This is a genomic window from Micromonospora sp. U56 (assembly GCF_018070095.1).
Taxonomy (GTDB): domain Bacteria; phylum Actinomycetota; class Actinomycetes; order Mycobacteriales; family Micromonosporaceae; genus Micromonospora; species Micromonospora purpureochromogenes.
Genome location: NZ_JAGPYL010000019.1, coordinates 19,483 through 45,632, shown reverse-complemented (window position 1 = coordinate 45,632; position 26,150 = coordinate 19,483). Strand labels below are relative to the sequence as shown.

The 26,150-nt window shown below is 70.6% G+C and carries 20 protein-coding genes and 4 pseudogenes; 18 read left to right on the top strand and 6 right to left on the bottom strand.

Going from position 1 to position 26,150, the window contains the following annotated elements; translation table 11 throughout:
- Positions 1-145: 145 nt before the first annotated feature.
- A complete protein-coding gene (locus KBX37_RS09880; protein ID WP_210775590.1) occupies positions 146-415 on the top strand; it encodes a metal-sensitive transcriptional regulator in 270 nt (89 codons plus the stop codon).
- 122 nt (positions 416-537) lie between these two features.
- Entirely contained in the window at positions 538-1,938 is a 1,401-nt protein-coding gene (locus tag KBX37_RS09875) for a rhodanese-like domain-containing protein (RefSeq protein ID WP_210775589.1), read from the top strand.
- A 75-nt stretch (positions 1,939-2,013) separates the two neighbouring features.
- Here KBX37_RS09875 and KBX37_RS35930 read toward each other — a convergent pair.
- Together KBX37_RS35930 and KBX37_RS09865 are read right to left on the bottom strand one after the other, a co-directional pair.
- Positions 2,014-2,193 (bottom strand): annotated as a pseudogene (locus KBX37_RS35930) (glycogen debranching N-terminal domain-containing protein); the annotation flags it as partial.
- Between the two features lie 366 nt (positions 2,194-2,559).
- Positions 2,560-2,859, bottom strand: a complete 300-nt coding sequence (locus KBX37_RS09865) for a metal-sensitive transcriptional regulator (protein WP_247657511.1) — start codon at positions 2,857-2,859, stop codon at positions 2,560-2,562.
- Between the two features lie 81 nt (positions 2,860-2,940).
- Between KBX37_RS09865 and KBX37_RS09860 the strand changes: the two genes are divergently transcribed.
- The 3 genes from KBX37_RS09860 to KBX37_RS09850 all read left to right on the top strand — a co-directional run bounded on the left by KBX37_RS09860 (position 2,941) and on the right by KBX37_RS09850 (position 4,193).
- Positions 2,941-3,264 carry a rhodanese-like domain-containing protein gene (locus tag KBX37_RS09860; RefSeq protein WP_210775587.1) on the top strand — a complete coding sequence of 108 codons (324 nt, stop codon included), beginning with the start codon at positions 2,941-2,943 and terminating at the stop codon, positions 3,262-3,264.
- Between the two features lie 195 nt (positions 3,265-3,459).
- Positions 3,460-3,852, top strand: a complete 393-nt coding sequence (locus KBX37_RS09855; RefSeq protein WP_210775586.1) for a YidH family protein — start codon at positions 3,460-3,462, stop codon at positions 3,850-3,852.
- Complete coding sequence (locus tag KBX37_RS09850; protein ID WP_210775585.1) at positions 3,849-4,193, top strand: DUF202 domain-containing protein; 345 nt, start codon at positions 3,849-3,851, stop codon at positions 4,191-4,193. The genes KBX37_RS09855 and KBX37_RS09850 overlap by 4 nt, the downstream gene beginning before the upstream one ends.
- Before the next feature lie 2 nt (positions 4,194-4,195).
- On the opposite strand, the gene KBX37_RS09845 is transcribed toward KBX37_RS09850, so the two are convergent.
- Complete coding sequence (locus tag KBX37_RS09845; protein WP_307849021.1) at positions 4,196-4,927, bottom strand: GntR family transcriptional regulator; 732 nt, start codon at positions 4,925-4,927, stop codon at positions 4,196-4,198.
- Positions 4,928-5,178: 251 nt separating this feature from the next.
- Between KBX37_RS09845 and KBX37_RS09840 the strand changes: the two genes are divergently transcribed.
- The 5 genes and pseudogenes from KBX37_RS09840 to KBX37_RS35925 form a co-directional block, all read left to right on the top strand.
- Positions 5,179-6,513 carry an MBL fold metallo-hydrolase gene (locus KBX37_RS09840; RefSeq protein ID WP_210775584.1) on the top strand — a complete coding sequence of 445 codons (1,335 nt, stop codon included), beginning with the start codon at positions 5,179-5,181 and terminating at the stop codon, positions 6,511-6,513.
- A 78-nt stretch (positions 6,514-6,591) separates the two neighbouring features.
- Positions 6,592-7,182 carry a rhodanese-like domain-containing protein gene (locus tag KBX37_RS09835; RefSeq protein ID WP_210775583.1) on the top strand — a complete coding sequence of 197 codons (591 nt, stop codon included), beginning with the start codon at positions 6,592-6,594 and terminating at the stop codon, positions 7,180-7,182.
- Positions 7,179-8,948: a SulP family inorganic anion transporter gene (locus tag KBX37_RS09830; RefSeq protein ID WP_210775582.1), complete on the top strand. Its 1,770-nt coding sequence runs from the start codon at positions 7,179-7,181 to the stop codon at positions 8,946-8,948. Before KBX37_RS09835 ends, KBX37_RS09830 begins: the two co-directional genes overlap by 4 nt.
- A 2-nt stretch (positions 8,949-8,950) precedes the next feature.
- On the top strand, positions 8,951-9,379 hold the full coding sequence (locus KBX37_RS34355; RefSeq protein ID WP_307849020.1) for a carbonic anhydrase: 429 nt from the start codon (positions 8,951-8,953) through the stop codon (positions 9,377-9,379).
- 694 nt (positions 9,380-10,073) lie between these two features.
- Positions 10,074-10,214 (top strand): annotated as a pseudogene (locus tag KBX37_RS35925) (MBL fold metallo-hydrolase); the annotation flags it as partial.
- A 42-nt stretch (positions 10,215-10,256) separates the two neighbouring features.
- On the opposite strand, the gene KBX37_RS09820 reads toward KBX37_RS35925, so the two are convergent.
- Positions 10,257-12,497: a hypothetical protein gene (locus KBX37_RS09820; RefSeq protein ID WP_307849019.1), complete on the bottom strand. Its 2,241-nt coding sequence runs from the start codon at positions 12,495-12,497 to the stop codon at positions 10,257-10,259.
- Between the two features lie 355 nt (positions 12,498-12,852).
- On the opposite strand from KBX37_RS09820, the gene KBX37_RS09815 reads away from it, so the two are divergent.
- The 4 genes from KBX37_RS09815 to fdhF all read left to right on the top strand — a co-directional run bounded on the left by KBX37_RS09815 (position 12,853) and on the right by fdhF (position 19,566).
- The gene (locus KBX37_RS09815) at positions 12,853-13,002 is read left to right on the top strand and encodes a hypothetical protein (protein ID WP_210775581.1); all 150 of its coding nucleotides are present in this window, start codon (positions 12,853-12,855) and stop codon (positions 13,000-13,002) included.
- A 707-nt stretch (positions 13,003-13,709) separates the two neighbouring features.
- On the top strand, positions 13,710-14,825 hold the full coding sequence (locus KBX37_RS09810) for an FUSC family protein (RefSeq protein ID WP_307849018.1): 1,116 nt from the start codon (positions 13,710-13,712) through the stop codon (positions 14,823-14,825).
- Positions 14,826-15,150: 325 nt separating this feature from the next.
- Complete coding sequence (locus KBX37_RS09805; protein WP_307849017.1) at positions 15,151-16,887, top strand: NAD(P)H-dependent oxidoreductase subunit E; 1,737 nt, start codon at positions 15,151-15,153, stop codon at positions 16,885-16,887.
- Positions 16,888-19,566, top strand: a complete 2,679-nt coding sequence (gene fdhF / locus KBX37_RS09800) for a formate dehydrogenase subunit alpha (RefSeq protein WP_210775580.1) — start codon at positions 16,888-16,890, stop codon at positions 19,564-19,566.
- Between the two features lie 259 nt (positions 19,567-19,825).
- Here fdhF and KBX37_RS09795 read toward each other — a convergent pair whose 3' ends face one another.
- Complete coding sequence (locus KBX37_RS09795; protein ID WP_210775579.1) at positions 19,826-20,185, bottom strand: hypothetical protein; 360 nt, start codon at positions 20,183-20,185, stop codon at positions 19,826-19,828.
- 891 nt (positions 20,186-21,076) lie between these two features.
- Between KBX37_RS09795 and KBX37_RS34350 the strand changes: the two are divergent.
- Together KBX37_RS34350 and KBX37_RS09785 are read left to right on the top strand one after the other, a co-directional pair.
- A pseudogene (locus KBX37_RS34350) lies at positions 21,077-21,130 on the top strand (hypothetical protein); the annotation flags it as partial.
- 372 nt (positions 21,131-21,502) lie between these two features.
- Entirely contained in the window at positions 21,503-22,549 is a 1,047-nt protein-coding gene (locus tag KBX37_RS09785; protein ID WP_210775578.1) for an NAD(P)-dependent alcohol dehydrogenase, read from the top strand.
- Between the two features lie 33 nt (positions 22,550-22,582).
- On the opposite strand, the gene KBX37_RS09780 is transcribed toward KBX37_RS09785, so the two are convergent.
- A complete protein-coding gene (locus tag KBX37_RS09780; RefSeq protein WP_374103713.1) occupies positions 22,583-23,620 on the bottom strand; it encodes a nitroreductase family protein in 1,038 nt (345 codons plus the stop codon).
- 158 nt (positions 23,621-23,778) lie between these two features.
- On the opposite strand from KBX37_RS09780, the pseudogene KBX37_RS09775 reads away from it, so the two are divergent.
- A pseudogene (locus KBX37_RS09775) lies at positions 23,779-25,679 on the top strand (heavy metal translocating P-type ATPase); the annotation flags it as partial.
- Positions 25,680-25,724: 45 nt separating this feature from the next.
- Positions 25,725-26,120, top strand: coding sequence for a hemerythrin domain-containing protein (locus KBX37_RS34345; RefSeq protein WP_374103714.1), 396 nt, complete (start codon positions 25,725-25,727; stop codon positions 26,118-26,120).
- Positions 26,121-26,150 lie beyond the last annotated feature (30 nt).

The following is a 26,150-nucleotide window of genomic DNA, read 5'->3' as shown; positions in this document are numbered from 1 at the left end:
AGGTAATAGAACGGCGACCGCCGGGCGTACGGCGCCGAGGGGCGAGGAATGCGCCGGCGACCTTCTGGGTTAATGATACCCGCGGGGGTATCCCACCTGGCAATAATTACCCCCGGGGGTATGATGGAGTGCGAGAGGTGGCGCGATGAATCTTCGACCTGAAATGACCAGTGAGGCCTTGACCCGGCTCAAGCGGGCGCGGGGACAGCTGAACGCGGTCATCGAGATGATGGAAAGTGGTCAGGACTGCCGCGAGGCGCTGACCCAGCTCGCGGCGGCGTCCAAGGCGATCGACCGGGCCGGGTACAAGATCATAGCCTCGGGCATGCGGTACTGCGAGGCCGTGCGCGAGCGCGGCGAGGTGCCGGAGATGTCCGAGGAGGAGCTGGAGAAGCTTTTCCTGGCCCTCGCCTGATCGGGCGACCCGCCCGTGCCGCCCATCGGCGGGGCGGGCGGGTAACCGTTCCAAATTAGCGGGGCAGCATTCTGCCTCCCATATACCCCGCCGGGTATATAGTCTTTGAAGGGAGTACGACAGTGACGCTTGAGGTGTCCGTTATCGCGACGTCGTCCCTCGGCGACCGGAGCTACCTGGCTTCGGACGGCACGGTGGCGATCGTGGTCGACCCGCAGCGCGACATCGACAGGGTCATGTACCTCGCCGGCGAGAAGGGCGTACGGATCACGCACGTGGTCGAGACGCACATCCACAACGACTACGTCTCCGGCGGGCTCGAGCTTGCCCGTGTGACCGGTGCTCACTACCTGGTGGCCGCGGCCGACGAGGTCGGGTTCGACCGGATGCCGGTTTCCGACGGTGACCAGGTTCCGGTCTCGGACTCACTGCGGCTGCGGGTGATCGCGACGCCGGGTCACACCTTCCACCACCTGTCGTACGTCCTCGACGAGTCGACCGAGGGCGGTTGGTGGCCCGCCGGTGTCTTCACCGGCGGCTCGCTGCTCTTCGGCACGACGGGGCGTACCGACCTGCTCGGCAAGGAGCACGCGCACGAACTCGCCCACCACCAGCACGCCTCCGCGAAGCGGCTGGCCGACCTGCTGCCCGACGGGGCCGAGGTGTGGCCGACCCACGGATTCGGCAGCTTCTGTTCGGCCAGCCAGTCGGACGCGCCCGAGTCGACGATCGGCCGTGAGAAGGCGGCCAACCCTGCCCTCAGGCTGGCCGCGGACGAGTTCGTGAGCGAGACCCTCGCCGGCCTCGACGCATACCCGGCGTACTACGCCCACATGGGAGTGGCCAACTTCGCTGGCCCGGCGCCGGTCGACCTGACGCCGGTCACCCGGGCCGACGCCGCCGAACTGCGCGAGCGGATCGCCGACGGGCAGTGGGTCGTCGACCTGCGGCATCGCAAGGCGTACGCCTCATCGCACGTGGCCGGCACGGTCAGCCTGGGCCTGGACGGGCCGATGTCGACCTGGCTGGGTTGGATGATCGACTGGGGTGTGCCAATCACCCTGCTGGCCGAGACGCCGGAGCAGGTCGCCGACGCCCAGCGCGAGCTGGTCCGCATCGGCATTGACCGACCTGCCGCGCAGGCCACCGGCCATCCGGAGAAGTGGGTGACCAAGCCAGAGGAGCTTCGGGAGGTGCGGCTCTCGGACTTCCCGGCGCTGGCCGCGGCGCGCGTGGGCAACACGCCCGCCGGGCTGCCCGCCCCGGATGTGGTCCTCGACGTGCGGATGACCAACGAGTGGCGCACCAGCCACATCGTCGGCGCCCTGCATATTCCGCTGCCCGACCTGCCCAAGCGACTCGCTGACGTACCCGCCGGCGCTGTCTGGGTGCACTGCGGCTCCGGCTACCGGGCTACCGCCGCAGCGTCGCTGCTGGCCAACGCCGGCCGCGAGGTCGTCGTCATCGACGACAAGTTCGACCAGGCCGGTGATGCCGGTCTGGAGATGGCCAGCAGCACCTGACCGATCAGCGTTCCACCGGCCGGTGCCAGCGGGCGCCGGCCGGCCCCCAAACGTGTGATGAACGAGGAAAGCGGCGGAGTAGGAATCGACTGTTCCCGAGGTTAGGACAAGCAGGTCCGCGCCGTTGACCGTGAGTTCCCACCGATTGATGAACCTGGTGTCAGCGTGGACCACCCCACCGATCGCGGCACCCGGACCGGTCGCCCGCCGCGTCTGACAACATGAAAGAACTCCCTGCCAGCGCGGCCACCGCATCCGGGCCAAGCTCTCGAGGTAGGTCCCGGACTGTCGCGCTCCTCGGCACTTGATCCTCCGGCGTGAGGCCGGAAGTCCGATCGCCTGGGGTGGCCCTGCGGTTTGTCCTGGTCACGGCCCGCCTCCACGCGACGACAGGTATTACCGGCTCGTCGCCTCGGTTGTTACCCGCTTGCCGTGTCGAATCACGCGATTTGTGGGCGTGGCGCTTGGGCCAGCAGGCGGAATCAGGCGTGGCCGCCGGGCCGCATCGTCCGAGAATCGGTCGAGCTCATTCGGGCCGAGGCAACCATGTCGGCGTGTGAGCGATACTCGGGGGAGCTGCGTGGGGACTTCCCCACGGTGTGCCGCCGAAGCAGATCGTGGTTACGCGAGCGACAGGAACAGCTTCTCCATCTGGTCGAGATTGGCCTTCTGGTCCTCGCCCGGGGCGCCGCTGACGCACTGCTGCAGCCCGCTGGCGATGATCTTGAAACCGGCTCGGTCCAGTGCTCGCGACACCGCTGCCAGCTGCGTCACCACCTCGGCGCAGTCTCGACCGTCTTCAAGCATGCCGATGACGCCGCGGATCTGGCCTTCGGCACGGCGAAGCCGCTTGATCACGTCACCGACCGCATTTTCGTCGACCTGCACCTGCAGCCCCTCTCTACGCGCGACGTCAACCATACACCCCGCCGGGTATGCGTCGTCGCATGTTAAGATCGCCACGACATATACCCGGGGGGGTAATTGGGGAGGTCATCTATCATGGTCGAAGTTGATCTCGTGACCTTTGCCGCCGCGCATTCCGAAGGCGCGGTGGTGATCGACGTCCGAGAGCCGCACGAGTACATGGCCGGGCACGTGGCCGACGCACGCCTGGTTCCGCTGGGGCACTTGCCGGCATACGCCGCTGAGATTCCCCGCGGTGAGCCGGTGTTTGTGATCTGCTCCAACGGGAACCGCAGTGGCATTGCGAGTGACTACCTGGATCGCCTTGGCGTGAGGGCCTATGCCGTCGCAGGCGGTACCACTGCCTGGCAGCAGGCAGGCCGCCTGCTGGTGACCGGCCCACGCCCGAGAGCCGCCTAACCAGGCAGCAGGCCCAAGGCACGGAAGGTTGAGCCAGTATCTGCGGTGCTTGCGCTTCGACCCGCCGTCTTCAACCTGTTCACAGCCCCCGCAGCCTGGCCCAGGTCGGATAGCCGCTGCGGAGCGGCCAACATCAACATCGAGGAGCAAACATGGCTGCCGCGAGCGCGTGCTGGCGCGGGTTGGGTTGAGCCCATGGCGCTGTTTCGTCCGCGACCGGACCGTCCCGCGCTGCACGAGGTGGGGAAGACGCCGGACTACCGCTTCAGCTTGGCCAACGAGCGTACGTTCCTCGCTTGGGTCCGTACGTCGCTAGCGCTGCTGGCAGGTGGTGTGGCCGTCGTTCAGATCGTGCCGGATTTCGCGTTCGCGGGTGCCCGGCACCTGCTCGGGATCATCCTCATTCTGCTGGCGATCGTCATAGCCGCCACGAGCTACGCCCGGTGGGAACGCCGCGAGCGGGCGATCCGGCTCGGCGAGTCGCTGCCGCCGTCGGTGCTTCCGCGGGTGGTCGGTGTTGGGCTGGCCGTGGTGATGGTGTTGGCGCTGGGCTTCCTGCTATTGGAAGTGGTGCGGGGACAAGGATGAGGCGCCGCCAGCCCGCACATCCACGGGAGGTCGTCGACGCGGGCCTGCAGAGCGAACGCACGTATCTCGCCTGGCAGCGCACGGCCCTGGCCTTTGCGGGAGTCGGCGCGTTGCTTTTCTACAGCGCTGTGTCCCATGGGCCGGCCCTCGCCATCCCCGGCGGGCTCGGACTGCTCGTCGGGACTTTCCTGTTCACCCGGGGGCAACGGCGTTACCGCATGACGGTGGAGTTGGCGCGTTCGGGGCGCATTGCGCTGGACCGCTCGATGGTGGCCGGAGTCGCGACGGCGGCGACACTGCTGGCCGTGGCTTGCCTCGGCGCTCTGCTCGCAACGGCGTGACCTCAGTCGCCGGCAGATCTCCGGCGGGAAGATCCCAGCGGGGAGCCGTCGGCGACCGCCATCTGATACGCGGTGTGGGGTGTCCATTTCGCGACGACGCTGAAGCGGTCACCGCGCACGAGAGTCTCGCGCCACTCGGCCGGGTTACCGGTTACGCGACCGATCCGTTCGATGGCTAGCAGCGCCACGCCTCGGCCCAGGCCGAGCAGGCGGCGTTGATCTGCGGTGGGCGTGACGGCATGGATGCGCTCCTGGCCCTCGGTGATCCGTACGCCGCCGAGGCTGGCGAGTTCGGCGTAGACGCCGGTCGCAGTCAGGTTCGCCTCCAGTAGGGGCCGGGCGAGCGAGGCCAGCAGCCAGGTGCGGTCCAGGGCGAGTGGCTGCTCGTCGGCATACCGCAGCCGCTCGAGGTACACGAACTCAGTGTCAGCGTCGATCCCCAGCCGAGCCGCGACCGTCGAATCCCGGCGCGACTCCCGCGTGAGGACCTCGCTGCGCTGGCGCATGCCGCGCGCCTGCACCTCGCTGAACAGTGAGTACAGCGCACCGAGCGGCTGCTCGATGCGGGCTGTCTGCACGGCGGTGCGGCGCCCGCGTCCGGAGTCCAGAATCCCAACCTGGCGTAGCTGGCGCAGCGCCTCACGGACGGTGTGCCGGCTCACGTCGTATTCGTCGGCCAGCTCGTGCTCGCCGGGGAAGGCGCCACTGAAGGCGCTGGCCTCCAGCCGCCGCACGAGGTCTTCGTGCAGCTGTGCCCAGAGGGGGAGAGGGCTGCTGCGGTCGAGGGGACGCGCCGACTTCGGGTCTGCCACAGGATCCAGTCATTCCGCGTGAGTTGTTCGGTTGACCGGACAAGCCTACCAGTCCTGGGGGTGCCACTCGCGGTCGCCGACGCCCCGGGTTGCAGTTGTCCGTTCATTCGTACATACTCGAAATCGATTACCCCCGGGGGTATGCACCGGGGGCTGAGAGGGGGGACCAAACTATGGATCTCGTGTCATTCCGCACCCCGGGCCTTGGCGACCAGACGTACCTGCTGACCCACGAGGGGCAAGGCATCCTGGTCGACCCGCAGCGCGATATCGACCGGTTCCTGTACGCAGCTGCCGATCGGGACGTCGAGTTGCGGTTCGTGCTGGAAACTCACCTGCACAACGACTACGTCTCCGGAGGTGAGCAGGCGGCGCTGCGTACCGGCGCTGAACTGGTGCTGCCCGCCGCGGCAGCTGCCGCCTACCCACATACCGCGGCGTTCCATCTGGAGGACATCAAGGCCGAGGGCCTGACGATCCGTCCGATCCACACCCCGGGCCACACCCCCGAGCACACCAGCTACCTGGTGCTCATCGACGGGGAGCCGGTTGCCGTGTTCTCCGGCGGCAGTTTGCTGGTCGCCTCGGCCGGCCGGCCGGACCTGCTGGGCCCGGCCCGCGCCCGGACCTTGGCGAAGCTGCAGCACGGCTCGTTGCACCGCCTCGCCGGCCTGCCCCGCGACATCGCCCTGCTTCCGACGCACGGTGAAGGCTCCTTCTGCACCGCCACCGGGGCCGGTCGCTACACCTCCACCATTGGCGAGGAGCTGGATGGCAACCCACTGCTGGCGGTCAGCAACGTGGAGCAGTTCGCCGACCATCTGCTCGCCGCGCCGATGCCGATCCCGGCGTTCTACCAGTACATGGGGCCGGCGAACACGCTGGGCGTACCGCCGATGCCGGCACTGGCCGTGCCCGAGCTCGACCTGACGGACCTGGCCGAACAGCCGGACGGGACGCAGGTGCTCGACTTCCGTCCCCGCACGGCACAGGCCGCCGGCTTCCTGCCCGGCTCGGTCGGGATCGAGTTCGCCAACGACTTCGGCAGCTGGGCCGGCTGGCTCCTGCCGTACCAGGCACCGATCGTCCTCGTGGCCGAGCCCGGCCAGGACATCACCGAGCCGGTCACCCAGCTGGCGCAGATCGGCATCGACACCGTGAGGGGAGTGGTTCGCGACCTCGGCGAGGCCGCAACCGACCAATTTGAACTGGTCGACGTGCCCACGTTTGTCGATCGGCTCGCTGACCCGGCCGCCCAGGTGCTCGACGTGCGGATGCCCAACGAACGTGCGGCCCTGCGGCTGGACGGAGCGGTGGAGCGCTTCCTGCCCGACCTGATCACCGAGGGCGTGCCCGCCGAGATCGACCCCGACCGCCCGGTGCTCGTCGCCTGCGGCAGCGGTCGACGCGCCGCCATCGCCGCCACGCTGCTGGCCCGCGACGGCTACCAGCCCGTCGTGCTGACCGGCGCCGGTGTCGCCGACGTGGTCGCCGCCCGCGCCCACTGACCGTCTCCGCTAGTCCCCGGCGGGGTGGATCCCTCCGCCCGCCGGGCCATCAGCCAACAACTGATCATGGAGTGCTACATGAACGCCAAGAACACATCGTCCGCCATCGACGTCGCCACCGCCCGCGCGCTGCTGGCCAACAACCCCGACACGTTGATCGTCGACGTCCGCACCCCCGGGGAGTTCGAGACTGCCCACGTCGCCGGCTCGATCAACCTGCCGCTGGACCAGGTCGACGCGCACCTGGGGCGGATCGTCAACGACGCCGGCGGCCGGCTGCTGCTGATGTGCCAGTCCGGCAACCGCGCGACTCAGGCCTGCACCAAGCTGGTCAACGCCGGGCTGTCCGGAGCCACCGTGATCACCGGCGGCATGAACGCCTGGATCACCGCGGGCGGTCCGGTCGAGCGCGGCCGTGAACGGTGGAGCCTGGAGCGCCAGGTCCGCCTGATCGCGGGCGGCATCGTCCTGCTGTCGGTCGTGGCCAGCATCTGGCTGCCACCAGCGCGGTTCGTGGCCGGCTTCATCGGGGCCGGTCTGACCTTCGCGGCGCTGACCAACACCTGCGCGATGGGCGCGATGCTGTCCCGACTGCCCTACAACCGCGGGGCAGGCTGCGACGTCAACGCCTCCCTCGCCCGGCTGCGTAATGAAGGGAGGCGCGCATGAGCGCGACCACGTACATCCAGCAGGACCGCTCCGGCCTGGCCCGGGTGCTGCCACTCTTCGGTTGGCTGCGCCGCTATGACCGGGTCACCCTGCGTTACGACCTGATCGCCGGCCTGACCGTGGCGGTCATGCTGGTACCGCAGAGCATGGCCTACGCCGCGCTGGCCGGCATGCCGCCGGTCACCGGCCTGTACGCCTCGATCGTGCCGCTGCTGGTCTACGCACTGCTGGGCACCTCCGGGTCCCTTGCCGTCGGGCCGGTGGCCATCACCGCGCTGATGACCAGCGCGGCACTGGCCCCCCTCGCCGACGGCAACCCGGCCCGGTACGCGGCGCTGGCCGGCCTGCTCGCCCTGTTGGTCGGTGCGATCCAGGCGCTGATGGGCGTGCTGCGCCTCGGTGTGCTGGTCAACTTCATGTCCCACTCGGTGCTATCCGGGTTCACCTCCGCCGCCGCGATCGTCATCGCCGCCAGCCAGATCAAGGACCTGTTCGGACTCAAGGCCGGCCGGGCGGAGACCTTCCCCGAGATCGTCGAATCGGTCTGGCACTCGGCGACCACCGCGCACGGGCTGACGATCCTTGTCTCGCTGGCCAGCGTCGCCGGACTCGTGCTGCTGCGCCGGTACGTGCCGAAACTGCCCGGCGCGCTGCTCATCGTCGCCGGGGTCACCGCGGTCAGCGCCGCGCTGTCCTTCGGCGAGCGCGGCGTGAAGATCCTCACCGACGTCCCCGGCGGGATCCCGGCACCCGCGCTGCCCGCGCTGTCCGCACAGGACATCCAGGCGCTGCTGCCGGCGGCCGTGGCCATCGCACTGGTGGCCTACATGGAGGGCATCGCCGTGGCCAAGGCCCTCGCCGCCAAGTCCCGCCAGCAGGTCAGCCCCAACCAGGAACTGGTGGCGGTCGGAGCGGCCAACGTCTCGGCCGGGCTGTTCCAGGCGTTCCCGGTGGCCGGCGGCTTCTCCCGCAGCGCGGTCAACTTCTCCGCCGGGGCTCGCACCCCGGTGGCCACCGTGTTGACCGCGGTGATGGTGGCGCTCACCGCGCTCGTGCTGACGCCCGCCTTCTACCACCTGCCCAAGGCCGTACTCGCGGCGATCGTCGTGGTAGCCGTACTCGGCCTGGTCGACCGCAAGGGGGCGGTCACCGCGTGGCGGGCCCGCCGGTCCGACGGCGTGACTCTGGCCCTGACGTTTTTGGTCACCCTGGTGTTCGGGGTCGAGCCCGGTCTCGCCGCCGGCGTGGCATTCAGCCTCGGGGTCTTCCTGTGGCGTTCCGCCCGGCCGCACACCGCCGAACTCGGCCGGGTGCCGGGCACCGACACGTACCGCAATGTCGCCCGGTACACCGGCCTGAGCACCGATCCCCGGGTCGCGGTCATCCGAGTGGACGGTCCGCTCTACTTCGCCAACGCCCAACTTCTCGAGGACCGGCTGCTCACACTGGCCGAACAGCGAGAGGGCCTGGAGGCCATCGTGCTCGACGCCAGCGCGATCAGCGACACCGACGCGGACGGTGCCCACGCCCTGGCCGAACTGCGCGAACGCGTCGCCGCGCGCGGCGTGGTCCTCCATCTGGCGACCGTTCGGGGGCCGGTGCGCGACCTGCTCGACCGGGCCGGCGTGTGGCGACCCATCCGCGATGCGGGTCACGTGCACCGTGACATCACCGACGCCCTTGCCGAGACCGGACACAAGGCGTCCATCCCGCGTCAGACGATGTCCGGGCCCGACCGACCGACCGTTTCCCAGGAGGTGCTGTAACCGTGCCTGACCGATTCGCCACCATGTTCACCTGCATCGACGGGCGGATCCAGCGACCCCTGGATGAGTGGGCGCGAAACCACCTCGATGTCGAATACCTCGACACGATCACCGAGCCCGGACCAGAGGCTGTGCTGGCCACGACCGGCGAGCGATGCCTGGACGTTCTCCTGGAGAAGGTACAGATCTCCCAGCGCGCCCACGGCAGCGCCACGCTGGTCATCGCCGGCCACGCCGACTGCGCCGGCAACCCCGTGTCCGCCGACGAGCACCGCAACCAGCTACGTCAGAGCCTGGCCCGACTCGCTGGACGGCTACCCAACACCAGGATCATCGCCGTCCACGCCGATCGTTGCGGCGAGCAATGCTGGGACCCCGAAATCGTCGCCGAGGTGTCTCCACCGTCCACCGACGCGCGGGCAGCGGCGTAGGGCGGGTCCGTCACCTACACGGAGCTGCCCGAGTCCAAGCGGTACGGCCCGCGGCGCCACGACCGGCGTCACCGGAGCGGAACACCCAGGCCGCGAGATGCAACGCCGCCGCCTGGTGGACACGTGGCCATGGCCTGGCCGCTGCGGGGCCGGAAGCCCTCCCGCCAGGCGGCCGTGCCCGTCCGGCGATCAGGAAATGACGGCGGCACCGACCGGCAGAGCCGAGGCCGACCACGGATAACCCGCCTCAGCCGCGGACCGTGGAGTCTGGCCTCGGCCCTGCCGGTGGTGGTGACACCGTGGATCGAAGCGGCGGCCTGGCGTCCCGCCGCCGCACCCCGTCCGGTCGACGCCTGACGCGGTGAACCGACGCGCCCCCGAGCGTTGCCGGCCGATCAGCCGCACATCGCCAGCGGAGCGTCCGGGCGTCGGATGCCAGCCCGGCGGACGGTTCAGGCGAGCCCGCGGGCAGCCCCCTGCGCTTCTCCTGCTCCCACTGGTCCGCACTTGTCCCCCGTCACGACTCCTGCCGGGACAGAGGCAGGGACTGCCGATGACGGTGTGCCCCGCGTCGCATAGGGCCGAGAGGCCTTACCGGGGGAGACGTTGGTTACGGTGGCAGGACAGATACCGGCGGGGGTAAAAGCGAGGAGTCATTTCCATTGGCCACCATCGCTGTAGAACGAGTCAGCATATGCTGTTCACCCAGTACTACCTGGACTGCCTGTCCCAGGCGTCGTACCTGATCGCCGGCGACACCACGAAGCGGGCGGTGCTGGTCGACCCGCGCCGGGACATCGACGAGTACCTCGACGACGCCCAGGCCCGCAGGCTAGCGGGGACGTGCCCGGCCGCGATGGGGTCCGGATCACCCCGGTCACGTTGGTCCGGCATCCACCGGGCCGGAACCATCGCGCCACCCGCTGCGACGGTCGCCGCGCTCACTGGCCTCCCGCCCGCGGAGCCGGTCGGCCAGCTCCCGCACCGCTGCGGCGAAGCGCTCATCCGACTCGCCAGGCCAGTGCCCAACTATCGGCGGCGGGACGCTGTCGCCGGCCGGGATAACCACGTCCCAGGGATCGCGCAGCCGCCGGTCCACCTTCCCGGCCGGGCCGGGCACGGCCGGCCGCTCCCCAAGACAGTGCGCGGAAAAGATCCAGCTGCCGATCGGGTCGGTGTCGCGCCACAGGTTCACCCACCGCCAGCCCAGCCGCTCACCCACCTCGTGCAGCGCCTCCTGGTTTACGTAAGCGGGAAAGAGGCGGGCGTAGAGACGACGCAGTGGCGAGGCGTAGGTGAGCAGGGCGACCCGTCGGCTGACGTGCGGCGGGAGTTGGAGCACGGTCGCGGCGAGCAGCACCGAGCCGTGGCTGTGCCCGGCGAGTAGCACGGGGTGGCCGCTATCGACGAGGTAGGTGATCCGCCGGGCCAGGTCGGTCACTGCCCGGTCCCCGTAGCACGGTGGGGCGAAAGGGTGGGCCGACCGCGGCCAGAAGGTGCCGAGGTCCCACACGACGCCGATGTAGCGGCGGAACCCGGCGGTGCGGTAAGCGAAGATGCCTGCGATCACCAGGCCGAGGACGATTGCCCCGATGAAGTAGCTGCCTATGGCGATATAGGAGTTCACCAAGTCGAGCGGGATTCCCGTGAAGCGCTCCACCACGTCGCCGGGATCGAGCCCGAGCAGGCCGGAGGTACTGGCGGCCAGGCCGAGCGCGGCAAACGGGGCGTACACCACGATGAGCGGCTCTAGCTGCTCGGTGAACCGGGCGCGGGCGATTGCCTTCTGCGCCTGCCGTAGCCGGGATACGGCCTCGGGCGGTGCCTGCGGAAAGTCGCGCGCCACGATCGCCGCGGCCGCCCGGAACCGACTCCGGCGGGAGATCAGTGCCACCAGTGCAGCGACGGCGAGTGCAGCGACCACCGCTAGGAAGAAGCCGAAGGTCGCCCACTCGTACGTCAGCGGCGGGCTGGTGGCCTGCCGCTCCTCCGCGGGCGCGTTGCGGTTCAACAGGTCGGACACCCGGTAGAGCAGTTCCGCGGAGAAGGCGACCGCCGTCACGGTCGCGACGGTGGCGATCACCGGTGCGCCCAGCCCGCGCACCGGCCCATCAATGCGCTTGCCGCCGCGTCGGCGGAGTACGGTGGCGGTACCGAGCGCAAGCAGCAACGCCGTCAGGCCGGCGAGTAGCCAAGCCACCGTCGCCCCGTACCCGGGGAGGCCCACGGTGGTCGGCCAAGGGTGCTGGCTGGTGAGCACGTGGACGAGCACGACGACGGTCAGCCCGCAGGCGAACGCCCGCAGCGCCCACGTTGTGCCGTCGATCCGCCTGTCGGGTGCCGGCCGGTCGATCAGCGGGTGCGCGCAAAGCAGGGCCAGGCCGGCGAGCAGCACCCCGGCGGTGGCCAGCCCCAGAGCGACGGTGACTAGCGAGGCGCGTGGGGCGGCCCGCGCGATGAGGAGGACGCCGTCCAGGGTCGCGAAGGAAGCGGCCACATGGATCGAGCGCAGTCGGCCTACCACTGGGGCGTCGTCCCGCTGTTCGACCACGGCGAGCCTGAGGGTGGAGGTTGCGCCGACCGGGTTGTGGAACGCCTCGAACGAAAAGCCCGGACGGGTGGCGAGCCACCAGACAAGGCCGATGGCGGCGATCGGGACGAGCGCGGACACCGCCAGCCGCAGCCCGGGCGGCCGGCCGCCGAGCCAAGACAGCCAGGCCCGCCCGGCCAGGCAGTGCGGCGACGCCAAGCACTTCCAGGCAACCAGGTCCACCGCCACCCCGACGAGGGTGAGCACGTAGAGCACGGTCAGGGTGAGCGCCAGCACCCGGCACAGCGCCCTTATCCCTGCACCCGAGCCGAAGCTGGCCGGACGCATCCAGATCGCCACGTTGCAGAGCATGAACGGCAACAGGAACACCAGGGACAAGGTCCGCACCGCCGTGCCGGATGGCAGGTCGCTCCAGCGGTACGCCTCCAGGCTCGCCCCGCCCGCCTCGGTGCTATCGGGGTAGCCAGGTCGCGGCCGGTAAAAACCCGCACGGCGGTCACCAGCCACTTGCTGGACGTGCGGTCGTTTCAGCACTTGGGCAGCGCCTGCGCCGGACACGCCGTGCACCCGCAACTCCACGACGTCGGGTGCCGCCGCCGCAGATGAGGGCACCGGTGCCTCCGACATCGCGCCCTCCGAGGTGGTCCCGGCGGTGCACCCGGCCGACCGGCCGTCGCCCACCAATGGCGGGCGACGGCTACCCGGCCTGCGACAAATCATTCCTGGTCCTAGCAGCCCCGGTGCCGCATGCCGGCGGCCCGGCCGATGACCGTGGTGTGGCCGGCCACCAGCCGGCCGTCTGCGGAGCGAGGACCGGCGCAAAGGCGCGTTCATGTTGAGCTGTGGAGTATCCGGAGGCAGATAACCGCGAAGGCCAGGCTCACGGGCCAGCGAGAAGCACCCGGACGTCGTCTTCGGCCAGGTGGACACCGAGGCCGAGGCGGAGCTGACCGCCGAGGCTCAGATCCTGTCCATCCCGACGCTGATGGCCTTCGCAGGACGGTTTCTGGTCTTCTCTCAGCCGGGCGCGCCGTCGGCATGGGCACTTGAGCATGATCCAGGCCGTCCGTGACCTCGACATGGACGAGGTGTGGGCGAAGATCCCCGGAGGCCCCGTCCGGGGCCCGGTCCTGCTCCGTAGGCCGCCAGCCGCTGACCGATGAGCGACGGCGCAGGGCGTGCGCGGATTTCCCGCACCCCCTGCCGTGTCTCAGCCGGAGAGCGCGTCCATTGCCGCACACAGCCGCCGGGTCGCCTCGTCCGCGACCGAGCGCAGCTCAGGTGCCTCGCTCAGCTGGACCATTACCTGCGGATCGAGCGCCTGCTGGACCGCTCAGCCATGGCTCTGCGCTCATCCACCCCGTAGAGATGGCCGACGATAAATTCAACCCGGAAGGCCCGGTTGACTGCATGGGCTCCGGTACCAGATCCATTCCGTTTATGCCGGGACCAGAGGGCCGGGATCCAGGAGAATGGAGCCGTGGCCTCGGACCAGGGAGCACTCCAGCGCCTGCGGGAGGCGCTCGTGCGAGTTCATGAGCGTGCCGTAGTGCACGACGATGACGGCCTCCACATAGCGGCCCACGACATTAGCCAGGCAGTCTGTGAGCTGGGACATCCGTGCCCCGAGGGGCCGGAATTCCGCGCCTGCCCCGTATGCGAGTCCCAGCCGGGCCAGCGCTGCATCAGCGTGCCCGGCCACGTCTTGCAGGACCACTACCACCCCGAGCGGTGTTCGCAGACGTGATCCACGCCTCCATTGCTCGTCGGAGGTGAGACGTGCGTAGCCGGGATCCGGGTGGGCGGCCGGAGATGGTGCGGCGAGAAAGCCGGGAGGCGTACGAGCGGCTTCGCACCTATTTCATCATTGCGGTCCAGGCAGGTGCGGCGGCCGGTCTGTCCTGGTTCATTGCGGACGACGTGCTGCACAACTCGCAGGCGTTGTTCGCACCCGCCGCCGCGATCGGCACGATCGCGGCAGCCCTTGGCAATCGGATCAGGCGAGCGGCGGAACTCATCGCCGGGGTGATCGTGGGGGTGTTGGCCGGACAGTTGATCATCGAAGTCATCGGGACGGGACCTATACAAACCGCCCTGATCGTGGCATTCGCGATCTCGTCGGTAGCCGTGATTCGTGGGGGTGGCGCCGTCATGGTGCACGCCGGAAGTACCGCCCTGCTGCTGGGAACGCTGGCTGCGGAACAATCACACCTGGCCGTGGCGCGGACCGTCAACGGGTTGATTGGAGGGGTGACGGCCATCGCCGTGGCGCTGCTGATCTTGCCGGCCAACCCCGTGCGCGTCGTACATCGCGCTGCCGGTCCGACGCTGGATATCTTCGCCCGTGATCTCACGGCTGTCGCTCAGGCGTTGAAGCAGCGTGACCTTCAGCGGGCCGAGGGCGCCTTGCAGGACTTGGTCGCGGCAGAGAAGGAAAGAAACAAGACGATCGAGATGGTCGCTGCGGCGGGGGAGATCGCGGTCCTCTCACCCTGGCGGTGGCGACGATTGAAGGTCCTGCGCCGGTACCAGCATGCCTCCGAGCACCTCCAATTCGCCTATTCGAACAGCCGGGAGGTGGCGCACTGGGTCGTATCGACGGTACGGCTGCGAGAGCCGATACCGGCCAGCCTTCCCGCGTCGATCGAGCACTTGGGCCAGGCGGTGAGGCTGCTGCATCGCGATTTCCTCGCCGGCCGAGAGCCCGACGCTTCACGGGCGCGGGCGCAACAGGCCATCGACGAAGTCAACGAAGGCTGCGCCGACGATGTCGAGTTCTGCGGGAAGGTCCTCGTTTCGCGACTGCGCCTTGCCATCAGCGAAGTGCTTCAAGCCTCCGGAACGCCAAAGGCAGAGGCGAATCAGCAGGCGGGGTTGGCGGCCGACGCAAGCTGAGCGAACACTTGCCTTTGTGATACCTGACGGCCCGGGGCGTGCCCGTTGAGTGGCCCTGCTTCGTCGGGAAACTACGCGAACCGGTACGTCCGCAGTAGCGAGCCAGCAGCTCAAGTGCGAGCCCACGTACCTCCTGGCTGTCGGCAGCGAGGGGTCGCGGGCTCGACACCTGAAGCGCCCACGACCAGGCAAACCGGCCCGGACCCGAGCGATCCGCCCGAGTCGCTGTGCACCTGTCCCGCCTGCAAGTTGAACGTTCGGCCGCAAGGCGGACCGATGCATACGTACCTTTTGGAAGGGGCGGTGTTACACGGGGGTAGGTGGCGTGGCCGAGGTGCGGGACGCGTTCGTCGAGTTGCAGGAGCGCCTCGGTAGGCCGGGAACACGAATGCTGGACCGGCTTCGGCAGGCGCAGGACGAGGATGGCCGGGTCGACGCGGAGGACCTGGAGCGGGCCGCTGGCGAGTTCGGCTGGCCGGTGGCGGCCGTGACGGGGGCGGCCTCGTACTACGCCGACTTCGCCGAGGGGCGCCGCGGTCGGCGTCATGTCCGCGTTTGCGAGGGAACCTCGTGCTTCGTGAGCACGCAGGGCCAGCATGTCGGACATCTCGAGCGGATGCTCGGCGTTCGTCTGGGTGAGTGCACCCCGGACGGGTCGGTGTCGCTGCAGGGCGTGCGGTGTCTCGGGCATTGCTACGACTCGCCGGCGGTTCTCGACGGGGAGCAACCGGGTAGTGGTGAGCTGCTCGGTGGGTTGTTCGGCGACCCGCGCGCTGCCGAGCGGCGGACGAGGCCTGGCTGGGCCGAGCCGTTGAAGATGCGGGCTGCCCGGATACCGTACGAGAGCGCGGTGGATCGTCCGGTGGTGCTGGCCGGATTGGTCGGCGATGAGGGCCCGTGGGAGGTGTGGCCGGGGGTCGTCGCTTCCGGGTCACCCGATCAGGTGCTGGCTGAGGTCTCCGCGTCGGGTCTGCGGGGGCGGGGTGGTGCCGGGTTCCCGGTGGCGAAGAAGTGGTCCGCGACCGCGAGGGAGCCCGCACCGCGGTATGTGGTGGCCAACGGCGACGAGGGCGATCCTGGCTCGTTCTGTGATCGACTGCTCATGGAGAGCGATCCGCACCGGATCCTGGAGGGCTTGGCGCTGGCGGGCCTCGCGGTGGGGGCGCGGCACGGTCTGATCCTCGTCCGGTCGGAGTACCCGGCGGCAGCCGAGAGGTTGCGCGCCGCGGTGGTGGTGGCGCGGGAGAACGGTCACCTGGGCAAGGGGATACACGGCTCAGACGTCGACTTCGACGTGGAGATTGTGCGGGGTGCCGGCTCGTATGTCGCCGGGGAAGAGACGGCATTGCTGCACGCCGTCGCCGGATTGCGGGCCGCCGTGCGGGCTCGCCCCCCTTACCCCACCAGCCACGGCTACCTCGGGCAGCCGACTGCCGTCAACAACGTGGAGACCCTGACGGCCGTACCGTGGATCGTCCGGCACGGCGGGGCGGCCTACGCCCGCCTCGGGCACCCGGACGAGCCCGGCACCAAGCTGGTCTGCCTCAGCCAGCTCTTCCGCCGCCCAGGCGTTTACGAGGTCGAGTACGGCGTGCCACTGCGCCACCTGGTCGAGAATCTCGGCGGCGGGCTGCGCGAGCCGCACACGCTGCGGGCGGTGCAGGTCGGCGGCCCGCTCGGCGGGTTCCTCACCCCGGATCAGCTGGATCTTCCGCTGCTGTCCCGGCCGCTCGCCCAGGCTGGTGTCGCGTTGGGACACGGCAGTCTGGTCGCGGTCGACTCGGCGATGCCTGCCGCCGCGATCCTGCGGCACGCGTGGGCGTTCGGGGCCGCGGAGAGCTGCGGGGCCTGTACGCCCTGCCGGGTGGGCGCCCGCCGCGGGGTCGAACTCGCCGAGCGCGTCGGGGAACCCGGTCAGGCCGAGGCGGCACTGGCCGCCCACGAACCGCTGCTTGAGGTGCTGACCGTGGCGAGCCTGTGCGCCTTCGGGCGCGGGGTGTCCTGCGCGGTCCGCAGCCTGCTGCGCGTCTACTCCGACGAGCTGCGCCGGACGGGCGAGTAGATGCAGCTGTCCGTCAACGACGTCAGTGCCGAGGTAGCCGACGGGGCCAGCGTGCTGGACGCCGTCAAGGCGGCCGGGGTGTTGGTGCCGACCCTCTGCTACGACGAGCGGCTCACCCCACAGGGGTCCTGCCGGGTCTGCCTGGTCGGCGTGACAGGACGGGCTGTGCCGGCCTGCACGACACCCGCCAGCGAGGGCATGGTGGTCCACACCGACGACCCGGCTGCTCGAAGCTCCGCTCAGCTCGCGCTCGAACTGCTCATCTCCCAGCTGCCCGCCAGGGCTCTCGACGTTCCCGCCGACCGCAGCGAACTGGTCCGTACCTGCGAGTACTTCGGCGTGACCGGGAGCCGGTTCGACGGGGCCACCCGAACGCGCGGCGTCGACCACTCCCACCCGTATGTGAAACTCGATCGGGACCTGTGCATCGCCTGCAACCGCTGCGTGCGGATGTGCGCGGAGGTCCAGGGCACCTTCGCACTCTCCCTGACCGGGCGCGGGTTCGACACTGTGGTCGCGGCCGGCACCGGCGGCGACTGGGTGTCCTCACCGTGCGTGGCCTGCGGCGGCTGCGTCGACACCTGCCCGAGCGGCGCCCTGTCCGAACCAGGGCTGCTCGAACCTCGCCCGATCAGCCGGACGACTACCACCACCTGCGGATACTGCGGGGTGGGATGCACCCTGCAGGTGCACGTACGCGACAACGAGGTCGCCGCCATCACCCCCATGCACGGCGCTCCCGTGAACCGTGGGCACGCCTGTATCAAGGGTCGCTTCGCGCATGCCTTCACCCGGTCCCGGGACCGGCTGACCACGCCCCTGATGCGTCGTGCCGGCCGGAACTCGCCACTGGAGCCCGCGTCCTGGGAGGAGGCGCTCACCGTCGTGGCGACCCGGCTCGCTGCGACCCGAGACCGGCACGGGCCGGAAGCGATCGGGATGATCTCGTCGGCCCGGGCCACCAACGAGGAGAACTATCTCGCCCAGAAGTTCGCCCGCGTCGTCCTCGGTACCAACAACGTCGACAACTGCTCCCGGCTCTGTCACGCCCCGTCGGCGGTCGGGCTGACCGCCTCGTTCGGTTACGCCGGTGGCACCAACTCGGTGGACGACCTCGACAGCACCGACTGCATCCTGATCGCGGGGGCGAACCCGACCGAGGCCCATCCGGTCATCGGGGCTCGGATCAAGCAACTGGTGCTGCGCGGCGCCCGGCTCGTCGTCATCGACCCGCGCCGGATCGACCTCGCCGAGATGGCCGACGTACACGTGCAGGCCAAACCCGGGTCGAACGTCGCCGTCTTCAACGGCCTCGCCCGGATCCTGCTCGACGAGGGCTATGCGGACCAGGAGTTCCTCCGCACGCGGGCCAGCGGGCTGGCGGAACTGACCGACCTGCTGCGCGACTACCCGGTGGACCACGCGGCCCGGGTTGCCGGGGTCCAGCCCGAAACACTCTCCATGGCAGCCCGCCTGTACGGGACCGCGCGACGCCCGGCGATCGTCTACGGGCTCGGCATCACCGAGCACGCCCACGGCACCGACGGGGTACGCACGCTGGCAAACCTGGCCATCCTGAAAGGTGCGGTCGGCACACCAGGCTGCTGCGGCGTGCTGTCGATGCGCGGGCAGAACAACGTCCAAGGCGCGTCGGACATGGGCGCCCTGCCGGACATGCTGCCCGGCTACCAGCGCGTCGCCGACGCCGACGTACGTGCCCGGTTCGGCGAGTCCTGGGGCGTGGCCGTGCGCGACCGGCCAGGGCTGCGCATCCTGGAGATGTTCGAGGCGGCCATTGCCGGCCGGGTGCGAGCCATGTACGTCATCGGGGAGGACATCGCGCAGACCGACCCCGACAGCGGAAACGTGCGCAAGGCCCTCGCTGCCTGCGACCTGGTCGTCAGCCACGATCTGTTTCTCTCCCGCACGGCCCAGCTCGCCGACGTGGTGTTCCCGGCGGTGTCCTTCCTCGAGAAGGACGGAACGTTCGTCAACTTCGATCGGCGGGTCCAGCGGGTCCGCCCGGCACTGACGCCACCCGGCCAGGCCAAGCCCGACTTCGACATCCTGCAACTACTTGCCCGGACGATGGGCGCCGAGCTCGGTTGCCCCACCCCGGCCGACGCCCTGGCCGAGTGCGCCACGCTGACTCCGACGTTCGCCGGCATCTCCCATGCCCGGCTTGACCGGGACGGGCCGCTGCACTGGCCGTGCCGCGCGGAGAACCAGCCCGGTGAAGGCCGTCTCTACCTGGACTCCTTCGCCACCCACGACGGGCGGGCCGCCCTGGCCGCGCGACCGTACCTGCCGCCGGGCGAACAGCCCGATGCCGCTTTCCCGTACGTTCTGATCACGGGTCGCCGGCTGGTGCACTACAACAGCGGCTCGATGAGCCGCCGCACCCCCAACATCGAGCTTTGCGCGCGGGAGGTGCTCGACCTCCACCCGGACGACGGTGCCCGGCTGCGGATCGCCGACGGAAACCTCGTCGAGGTGACCAGTCGCCGCGCAGCCGTGACCTTCTCCGTCCACCTGACCGACACGGTCGCCCCCGGTCAGCTGTTCACCGCCTTCAACTTTCCCGACACGCCCACGAACGACCTCACGTCCGACGTCGCGGAAACGGTCACGGGATGCCCCGAATACAAGGTGACGGCCGTATCGCTGCGTCCCGTCTGACTTGGCAGCCGGGTCGGAGGCGGCACGTTGCGCAGCACCGCCGGTCGCAACCCAGCAGGCGGTGTCGGCCGGCCCGCGGGTGGTGTTGTGTCGTTCCGGCTCGGTCGACTCGGAGCGCTTCCTGTGATTGTCTATTCCCACCAATGCTTGAAGAATCCGTCCCAGGACATGCTTGACGGTTGACCTTGGCTCCGAGAAGGCGTCGGGGTCGGCCACGATGCGGGGCGTGTCTAGCCGGTGGACACCGTAGGCCGCGGCGTCATGGACAGCGGTCGCCCTCCAGCACGAGCTGTGCCTCGTAGTCCGCGTCTGCGGACGGCTTTCCGAGCGACCTGATCGGCACATCGAAGCCTCGAGCCTCCCCGGTGCCGGGTGCCCGCACGTTGACGTAGAGCGTCTCGGTGTTCTCCCCTACCTGGACCACGCCGTCCTGATCACCGGCGCGCAACGTGACCCACCGGGTCGTGCTCTCACGCACGCTGTCCGCTTGGATCTCGACGTCGGCACCGCAGCGGTTGGCCGCGCCCACGCTGATGGCCTTCTGGCATCCGCCGAGGTTCAGCCCGATCGCCATAAACGCCAGGGCCGCGATCAACCGGTGCCGCGAGGAAGGCACCATGGCCAGCCTCGTGGTCGCACGGACTGTTGGTAGTTGGGACTGTGCGACCATCACTGGCCTCTCTGACGAGGAGACGACGCCAAAACCGCCCGATACCGCTGCCCCACGATCGACAACTTCACCAGCGACCGATCCCGGCTTCCCACAGCGCGATGCCCGCAATCATGACGCGGTGCACTTGCAGGCGGCGAGGAGGCCGCCGCGGCGTCGCGCGCGGCAGGGGCTTCGGTGATGTCACTGTGGTGGCGACGTTCATCAGGGCCGCAGGGCCCCGTGTGGGCCGATGAAGGCCGTGCGGCCCTACCGGCGGGCATCGTCGGAGCTGGACCATGAACTCGTCCGAGGAGGAGTCATGCGAAAACTCGTGAAGGGCCTGGCCGGCGGCGCCGCGCTGCTGGCAGCGCTCGCCTACAGCCCACCTGCCCGCCGGTGGTACCTCCGCCATGGCGCGACATCGGAGGAAGGTTCCCGGACGATGCCGGGAGACGAACTGCTGGCCGAGGCGGTCCTGGTGTCGACGCGGTCGATCACGATCGATGCGCCGCCGGCCGGGGTTTGGCCGTGGCTGGTACAGCCGCAACCGGATCAAAGTGCCGGGAACTTCACTCGCGCGCCGGGTGACTTACCGTGCCGTGATGGAGCCGGGCAGACTCGTGATGGAACGCAAGATGCTGGTCGAAATCCGGGACCGGGCCGAGTCCTGCGTCGCGGTGCGTGAACCGCTCTCCGCCTGACCGACGTGAAGACCAGGCAGGGCAGCTCCATCCGGCTATTTTCGGACTATTCGGCCCAGGGTGAGCCAGGGCGCTTCGGCGGCAGGGCACAGGCCTCTGGCCCGTTGGGCCGTTCGACACGACGGTGCGCAACCGGGCGTCGCGGTACCACCTCGTGATGGACGCGATCAACAACAGCAGACGCCTGCCGCGCGACGCCGCCAACCTGAGGGCCTGGTGCCAGAGCCAGCTCGAGCGGCATGAGGCGTACGTGGTGGAGCACTCGAGGACATGCCCGAGGTGCGGGACTGGTCGCTCGGTGACTGGGCGGCGCAGGGCTGACACCTCCACTCGACCCAGCGCGGCCGGTGACCCCATGACAGGAGCCTCTGTCGTTCGGTGCCGGCCGCGCCGGTGTCTCGTCCGTTCCTTCCGGGCGGGTTCTCGGCGTCCGCCCACGCGGCGAGGCGGTGGGTCAGGCGCGGACCGGGACCCGCTGCAGGCGGATCTGCCGGACGTCCCGGGCGAGTGGACCCGGTTCGCGGGCAGACCAGTCGATGTCCCGATAGGTTTGGTCCCTCAGGAGACCTGTGAGGAGACGCCGATGCGGGCCCTGCGGTTGCTCGACTGGAAGACGGAGCCGGTGCTGGTGGAGGTCGATGAGCCGATCCCCGGCCCGGGGCAGGTGGTGGTGCGCATCGGGGGCGCCGGCGCCTGTCACTCCGATCTGCACCTGATGCACGACTTCGAGGCCGGCGCCGTGCCCTGGAACCCGCCGTTCACGCTCGGGCACGAGAACGCCGGCTGGGTCCACGCTCTCGGCCAAGGGGTCACCGGGCTGGACATCGGTCAGCCGGTCGCTGTCTACGGCCCGTGGGGCTGCGGCACCTGCGCCCGATGCCAGTTGGGGATCGACCCGTACTGCGAGAACGTCGCCGCGGCGCCGGTGCCCGGCGGGGGCGGCGGTCTCGGCTTGGACGGCGGGATGGCCGAGTACATGCTGGTGCCCGACGCCCGGCACGTCGTCGCGCTGCCGGAAGGTTTGGACCCGGTGCTGGCGGCGCCGCTGACCGACGCAGGCCTGACCCCGTATCACGCCGTCCGGCGGTCCTGGGGCAAACTGCCGCCCGGCAGCACCGCCGTCGTGATCGGCGTCGGCGGGCTCGGCCATGTCGGCATTCAGATCCTCAAGGCGACCACGGCTGCGCGGGTCATCGCCGTCGACACCCGGGAGGCGGCGCTACGGCTGGCCGAGGAGTGCGGCGCCGACCTCACCCTGCCCTCCGGGCCGGACAGCGCTGAGGAGATCCGCCGGGCCACCGGCGGCCGGGGCGCCGACGTCATCCTGGACTTCGTCGGCGCCGACCCCACCCTGGCGCTCGGCGCGGCTGCCGCGCGCACCGTCGGGGATCTCACCATCGTCGGCATGGGCGGGGGAACCCTGCCGGTCGGCTTCTTCGCCGTGCCGTACGAGCTGAGTATTCAGACCACCTACTGGGGCAGCCGGCCGGAGCTGGAAGAGGTGCTCGATCTCGGCGCAAGGGGTCTCGTGAGGCCGAAGGCCAGCACGTATTCGCTCGACGACGCGCTCACCGCGTATCACAAGATGCGCGACGGCACGCTGGAGGGCCGGGCCGTCATCGTGCCGTGATCACCGACCCGGCCGGTGCCGCACGCCACGTCATCAGGCGCCCGGACCGGCCACGGCGGAGGTGTCGACGGTCTGCGGGGTGTCGAGCCGGGGAGTGTGCGGCGGCTCGGCGTGTGCCGGGTCGGCGATACCGAGCCGCATCGTGAGGTACGGGAAGCCGAGCCCGGACAGCAGCTGGCGCAGCGCCTGCCGGGTGCCGCCCACCTCCACCACCCCGCTGAGCGGGACCAGGGACACCCCGAGCCGGGTGGCGGTCAGCCAGACCGCCGACAAGCCTTCGCCGGCCCGCAGCCAGCTGTCAGGCTCGTCCTCGCTGCCCCAGAGCACACCGTAGACGGCGGCGCGGTCGTGTCCCGGGCCGATCGGCAGGGTGCCCGCACGACCGAAGTCCCGGGCCGGGACGGTGGTCCGCGGCGCCTCCTCGGGCAGCACCTCCGGCGGCAGCCCGGTGCCGGTGCCGGACCGGCTGGTCCAGTAGGCCAGCTCCTCGCGCAGCTGCGGGTCCTCCGCCTCGACCGTCGCGGCGTGCTGGGCGGCGCTGGCCAGCTGGAGCTTCTGATCGTCGTCGAGCACCTGGAGGTTCACGCCCTCCCGGGTCGCCGCGTCGGCGATCTCGCGCAGTGCCTCGACCGACACCGGCTCGTCGCTGACCGGCCGCCGGTCGCTGTGCCGGACCCGCATGCACTGCACGAGGTGCACCGCGTCCGGATCGACCCCGCCGTGGTGGAAGCCGGTGAGCCGGGCGAGCAGGTCGGGCTGGGCGGGATCGGGCAGCCGCTCCACCACCGGCGGCCAACCTTCCGCGGCCAGCGCCATCCGGGCGTGGTGCAGCGCGGCGCCGCAGCTGATGGTCAGCAGCCGGCCCTCCGGGTCCATGGCAGCGAGCTGGCGGTCCCGCACCATGCGCAGCTCGAGGCTGTCGGGCAGGACCGTCCAGCGCCACGGCTGGCTGTTGTGCACCGAGGGAGCATGGCCGGCGATCCCGGCGGCCTCCGCGAGGGCGGTGGTCAGGGGGCGGTCCCCGGCCGGCGTCTCGTGGCTCATCGTCACGACCTTTCCGTGTCTCCCCATCCTGCCCCACAGTGGCGGTGGCCGAGTGGGCTTGCCGTTCCATCCTCGGCGATCGTGGGACGCCTCGCACCGACCGCAGGTCACGCGGGGCCGCGGGAACCGTCCCGGATTACGCCGGTTGCCCGGTCCGGCGGTCCGCTCGTTGAGACGATCCGCAGGTGAGAGCCGAGCCCCGCGAGTGCCTGCCGGAGCGGCCGGTGCCGCGGCGCCGGGTGGACTGGCGGCAGTGGGCCCCGTTGACCCTGCTGACCCTGGCAGTGCTGGTCGGCGGCGGGTTGTGGTTCGCCGGGCTGCCGGGCGCGGCGCAGCTGGTCTGGGCGGCGGTGACCCTGGTGGCGCTGGTGCCGGCCGTCTGGTCGACGCTGCGGCAGCTGTGGCGCCGGCAGTTCGGGGTCGACGTGGTCGCCGTGCTGGCGCTGGTCGGCACGCTGCTGGTCCGCGAGTACCTGGCCGGTGCGGTGATCGCGGTGATGGTCGCCACCGGGCAGGCGCTGGAGGACTACGCCCAGCGCCGGGCCAGCCGTGACCTGCGTGCGCTGCTGGAACGCGCGCCCCGGCAGGCCCGGCGGCGTACCCCGGACGGCGGGATCGAGGTGGTGCCGCTGGACCGGGTGGTGGTGGGGGACCGGCTGGTGGTCGGCCCCGGCGACGTGGTGCCGGTGGACGGGACCGTCGAGGAGGCCGCCACGCTGGACGAGTCGGTGGTCACCGGCGAGTCGCAGCTGGTCACCCGCGGCGCCAGCGAGCAGGTGGTCAGCGGGGTGGTCAACGCCGGCGCCGGGTTCGGGCTGCGGGCCGGCAGGAGCGCGGCGGAGAGCACGTACGCCGGGATCGTCCGGCTGGCCGAGGAGGCCACCGCGCGCAAGGCCCCGATGGTCCGGCTGGCCGACCGGTACGCCGCCGCGTTCGTGCCGTTCACCCTGCTGCTGGCCGGGCTCGCCTGGCTGCTCACCGGCCAGTTTCTCCGGGCGGTGGCGGTGCTGGTGGTGGCCACCCCCTGCCCGCTGCTGCTGGCCACCCCGATCGCGATCGTCTCCGGGCTGTCCCGGGTGGCCCGGCGCGGTGTGCTGGTCCGCGACGGCGGGTCGCTGGAGCTGCTGGGCCGGGCCCGGACCCTGCTGATGGACAAGACCGGCACGCTCACCGCCGGCCGTCCCCGGGCCGCCGAGACGGTGGTCGCGCCCGGCGGCGACCGGGATGAGGTGCTGCGGCTGGCCGCCTCTGTCGAGCAGCTCTCTCCGCACGTGCTGGCCGCCGCCCTGGTCCGGCAGGCCCGTGAGCGAGGGCTGCCGCTGGCTGAGCCGAGCGACGTCACCGAGGAGCCGGGACGCGGGGTGACCGGCCGGGTGGACGGCCGCCTGGTCCGGGTCGGCCAGCTCGCCGGTGAGCCGCCGGAGTGGGCGCACCGGGTACGCGAGCGCGCCGAACTGGCCGGCCGCTCCACCGTCTGGGTCAGCGACGACCGCGGCCCGCTCGGGGCGATCCTGCTGGAGGACCCGGTACGCCCCGACGCCCGGCGCACCGTGCGGCGCCTGCGGGAGGCCGGGCTGCGCCGGCTGGTCATGGTCACCGGCGACCGACCGCGTACCGCCCGGCAGGTGGCGCAGATCGTGGGCGTGGACGACGTGATCGCCCAGTGCTCGCCGCAGGAGAAGGTGGCCCGGGTCCGGGAGGAGTCCGGCCGGGCGGTCACCGTGATGGTCGGCGACGGCGTCAACGACGCGCCGGCCCTGGCCGAGGCGCACGTCGGCGTGGCGATGGGCGCCACCGGGGCGACCGCCTCCGCCGACGTGGCCGACGCGGTGCTCACCGTGGACCGGCTGGACCGGCTCGCCGACGCCGTCGAGATCGCCCGGTACGCCCGCCGCATAGCGGTGCAGAGCGCCACCGTCGGCATGGGCCTGGCCGTCGTCGCGATGGTGGTCGCCGCCGCTGGCGCGGGCTGCCCCCGGTCGCCGGCGCGTTCCTCCAGGAGGGCATCGACGTGCTGGTGATTCTCAACGCGCTGCGCGCCCTCGGGGGCGGCCTGCGCCGCCGGGACGTCCCGGCGGAGACTCGGGAACTGCTCGACCGGTACGCCGGCGAACACGCCGGGGTACGGGACGTGCTGGACCGGCTGCGGGACACCGCCGACCTGGTGGCGACCCGCCCGGATGCGCCGGAGTGTCTACCGGCGCTGCGCGGGGTGCACCGCCGGCTGGTCGACGAGGTGCTGCCGCACGAGGCGGCCGAGGAACGGCAGCTCTACCCGGCACTGGCCGGCCCGCTCGGCAGCGAAGAGGCGACCTCGGCGATGAGCCGGACGCACGTGGAGATCAGCCGGCTGGTGGACCGGATCGAAGGTCACCTGGCCCAGGACCGGGACGGTCGGCTGCGTCGCGACGAGGTGCCCGACCTGCTGGCCGCGCTGTACGGGCTGGACGCCGTACTCCGGCTGCATCTGGCACAGCAGGAGGAGGACTTCTTCTCCCTCAATCCGGCCGACGGCGACGGGCGTTAGCCGCCACCATCTTCTCCCCACACCCCGGGA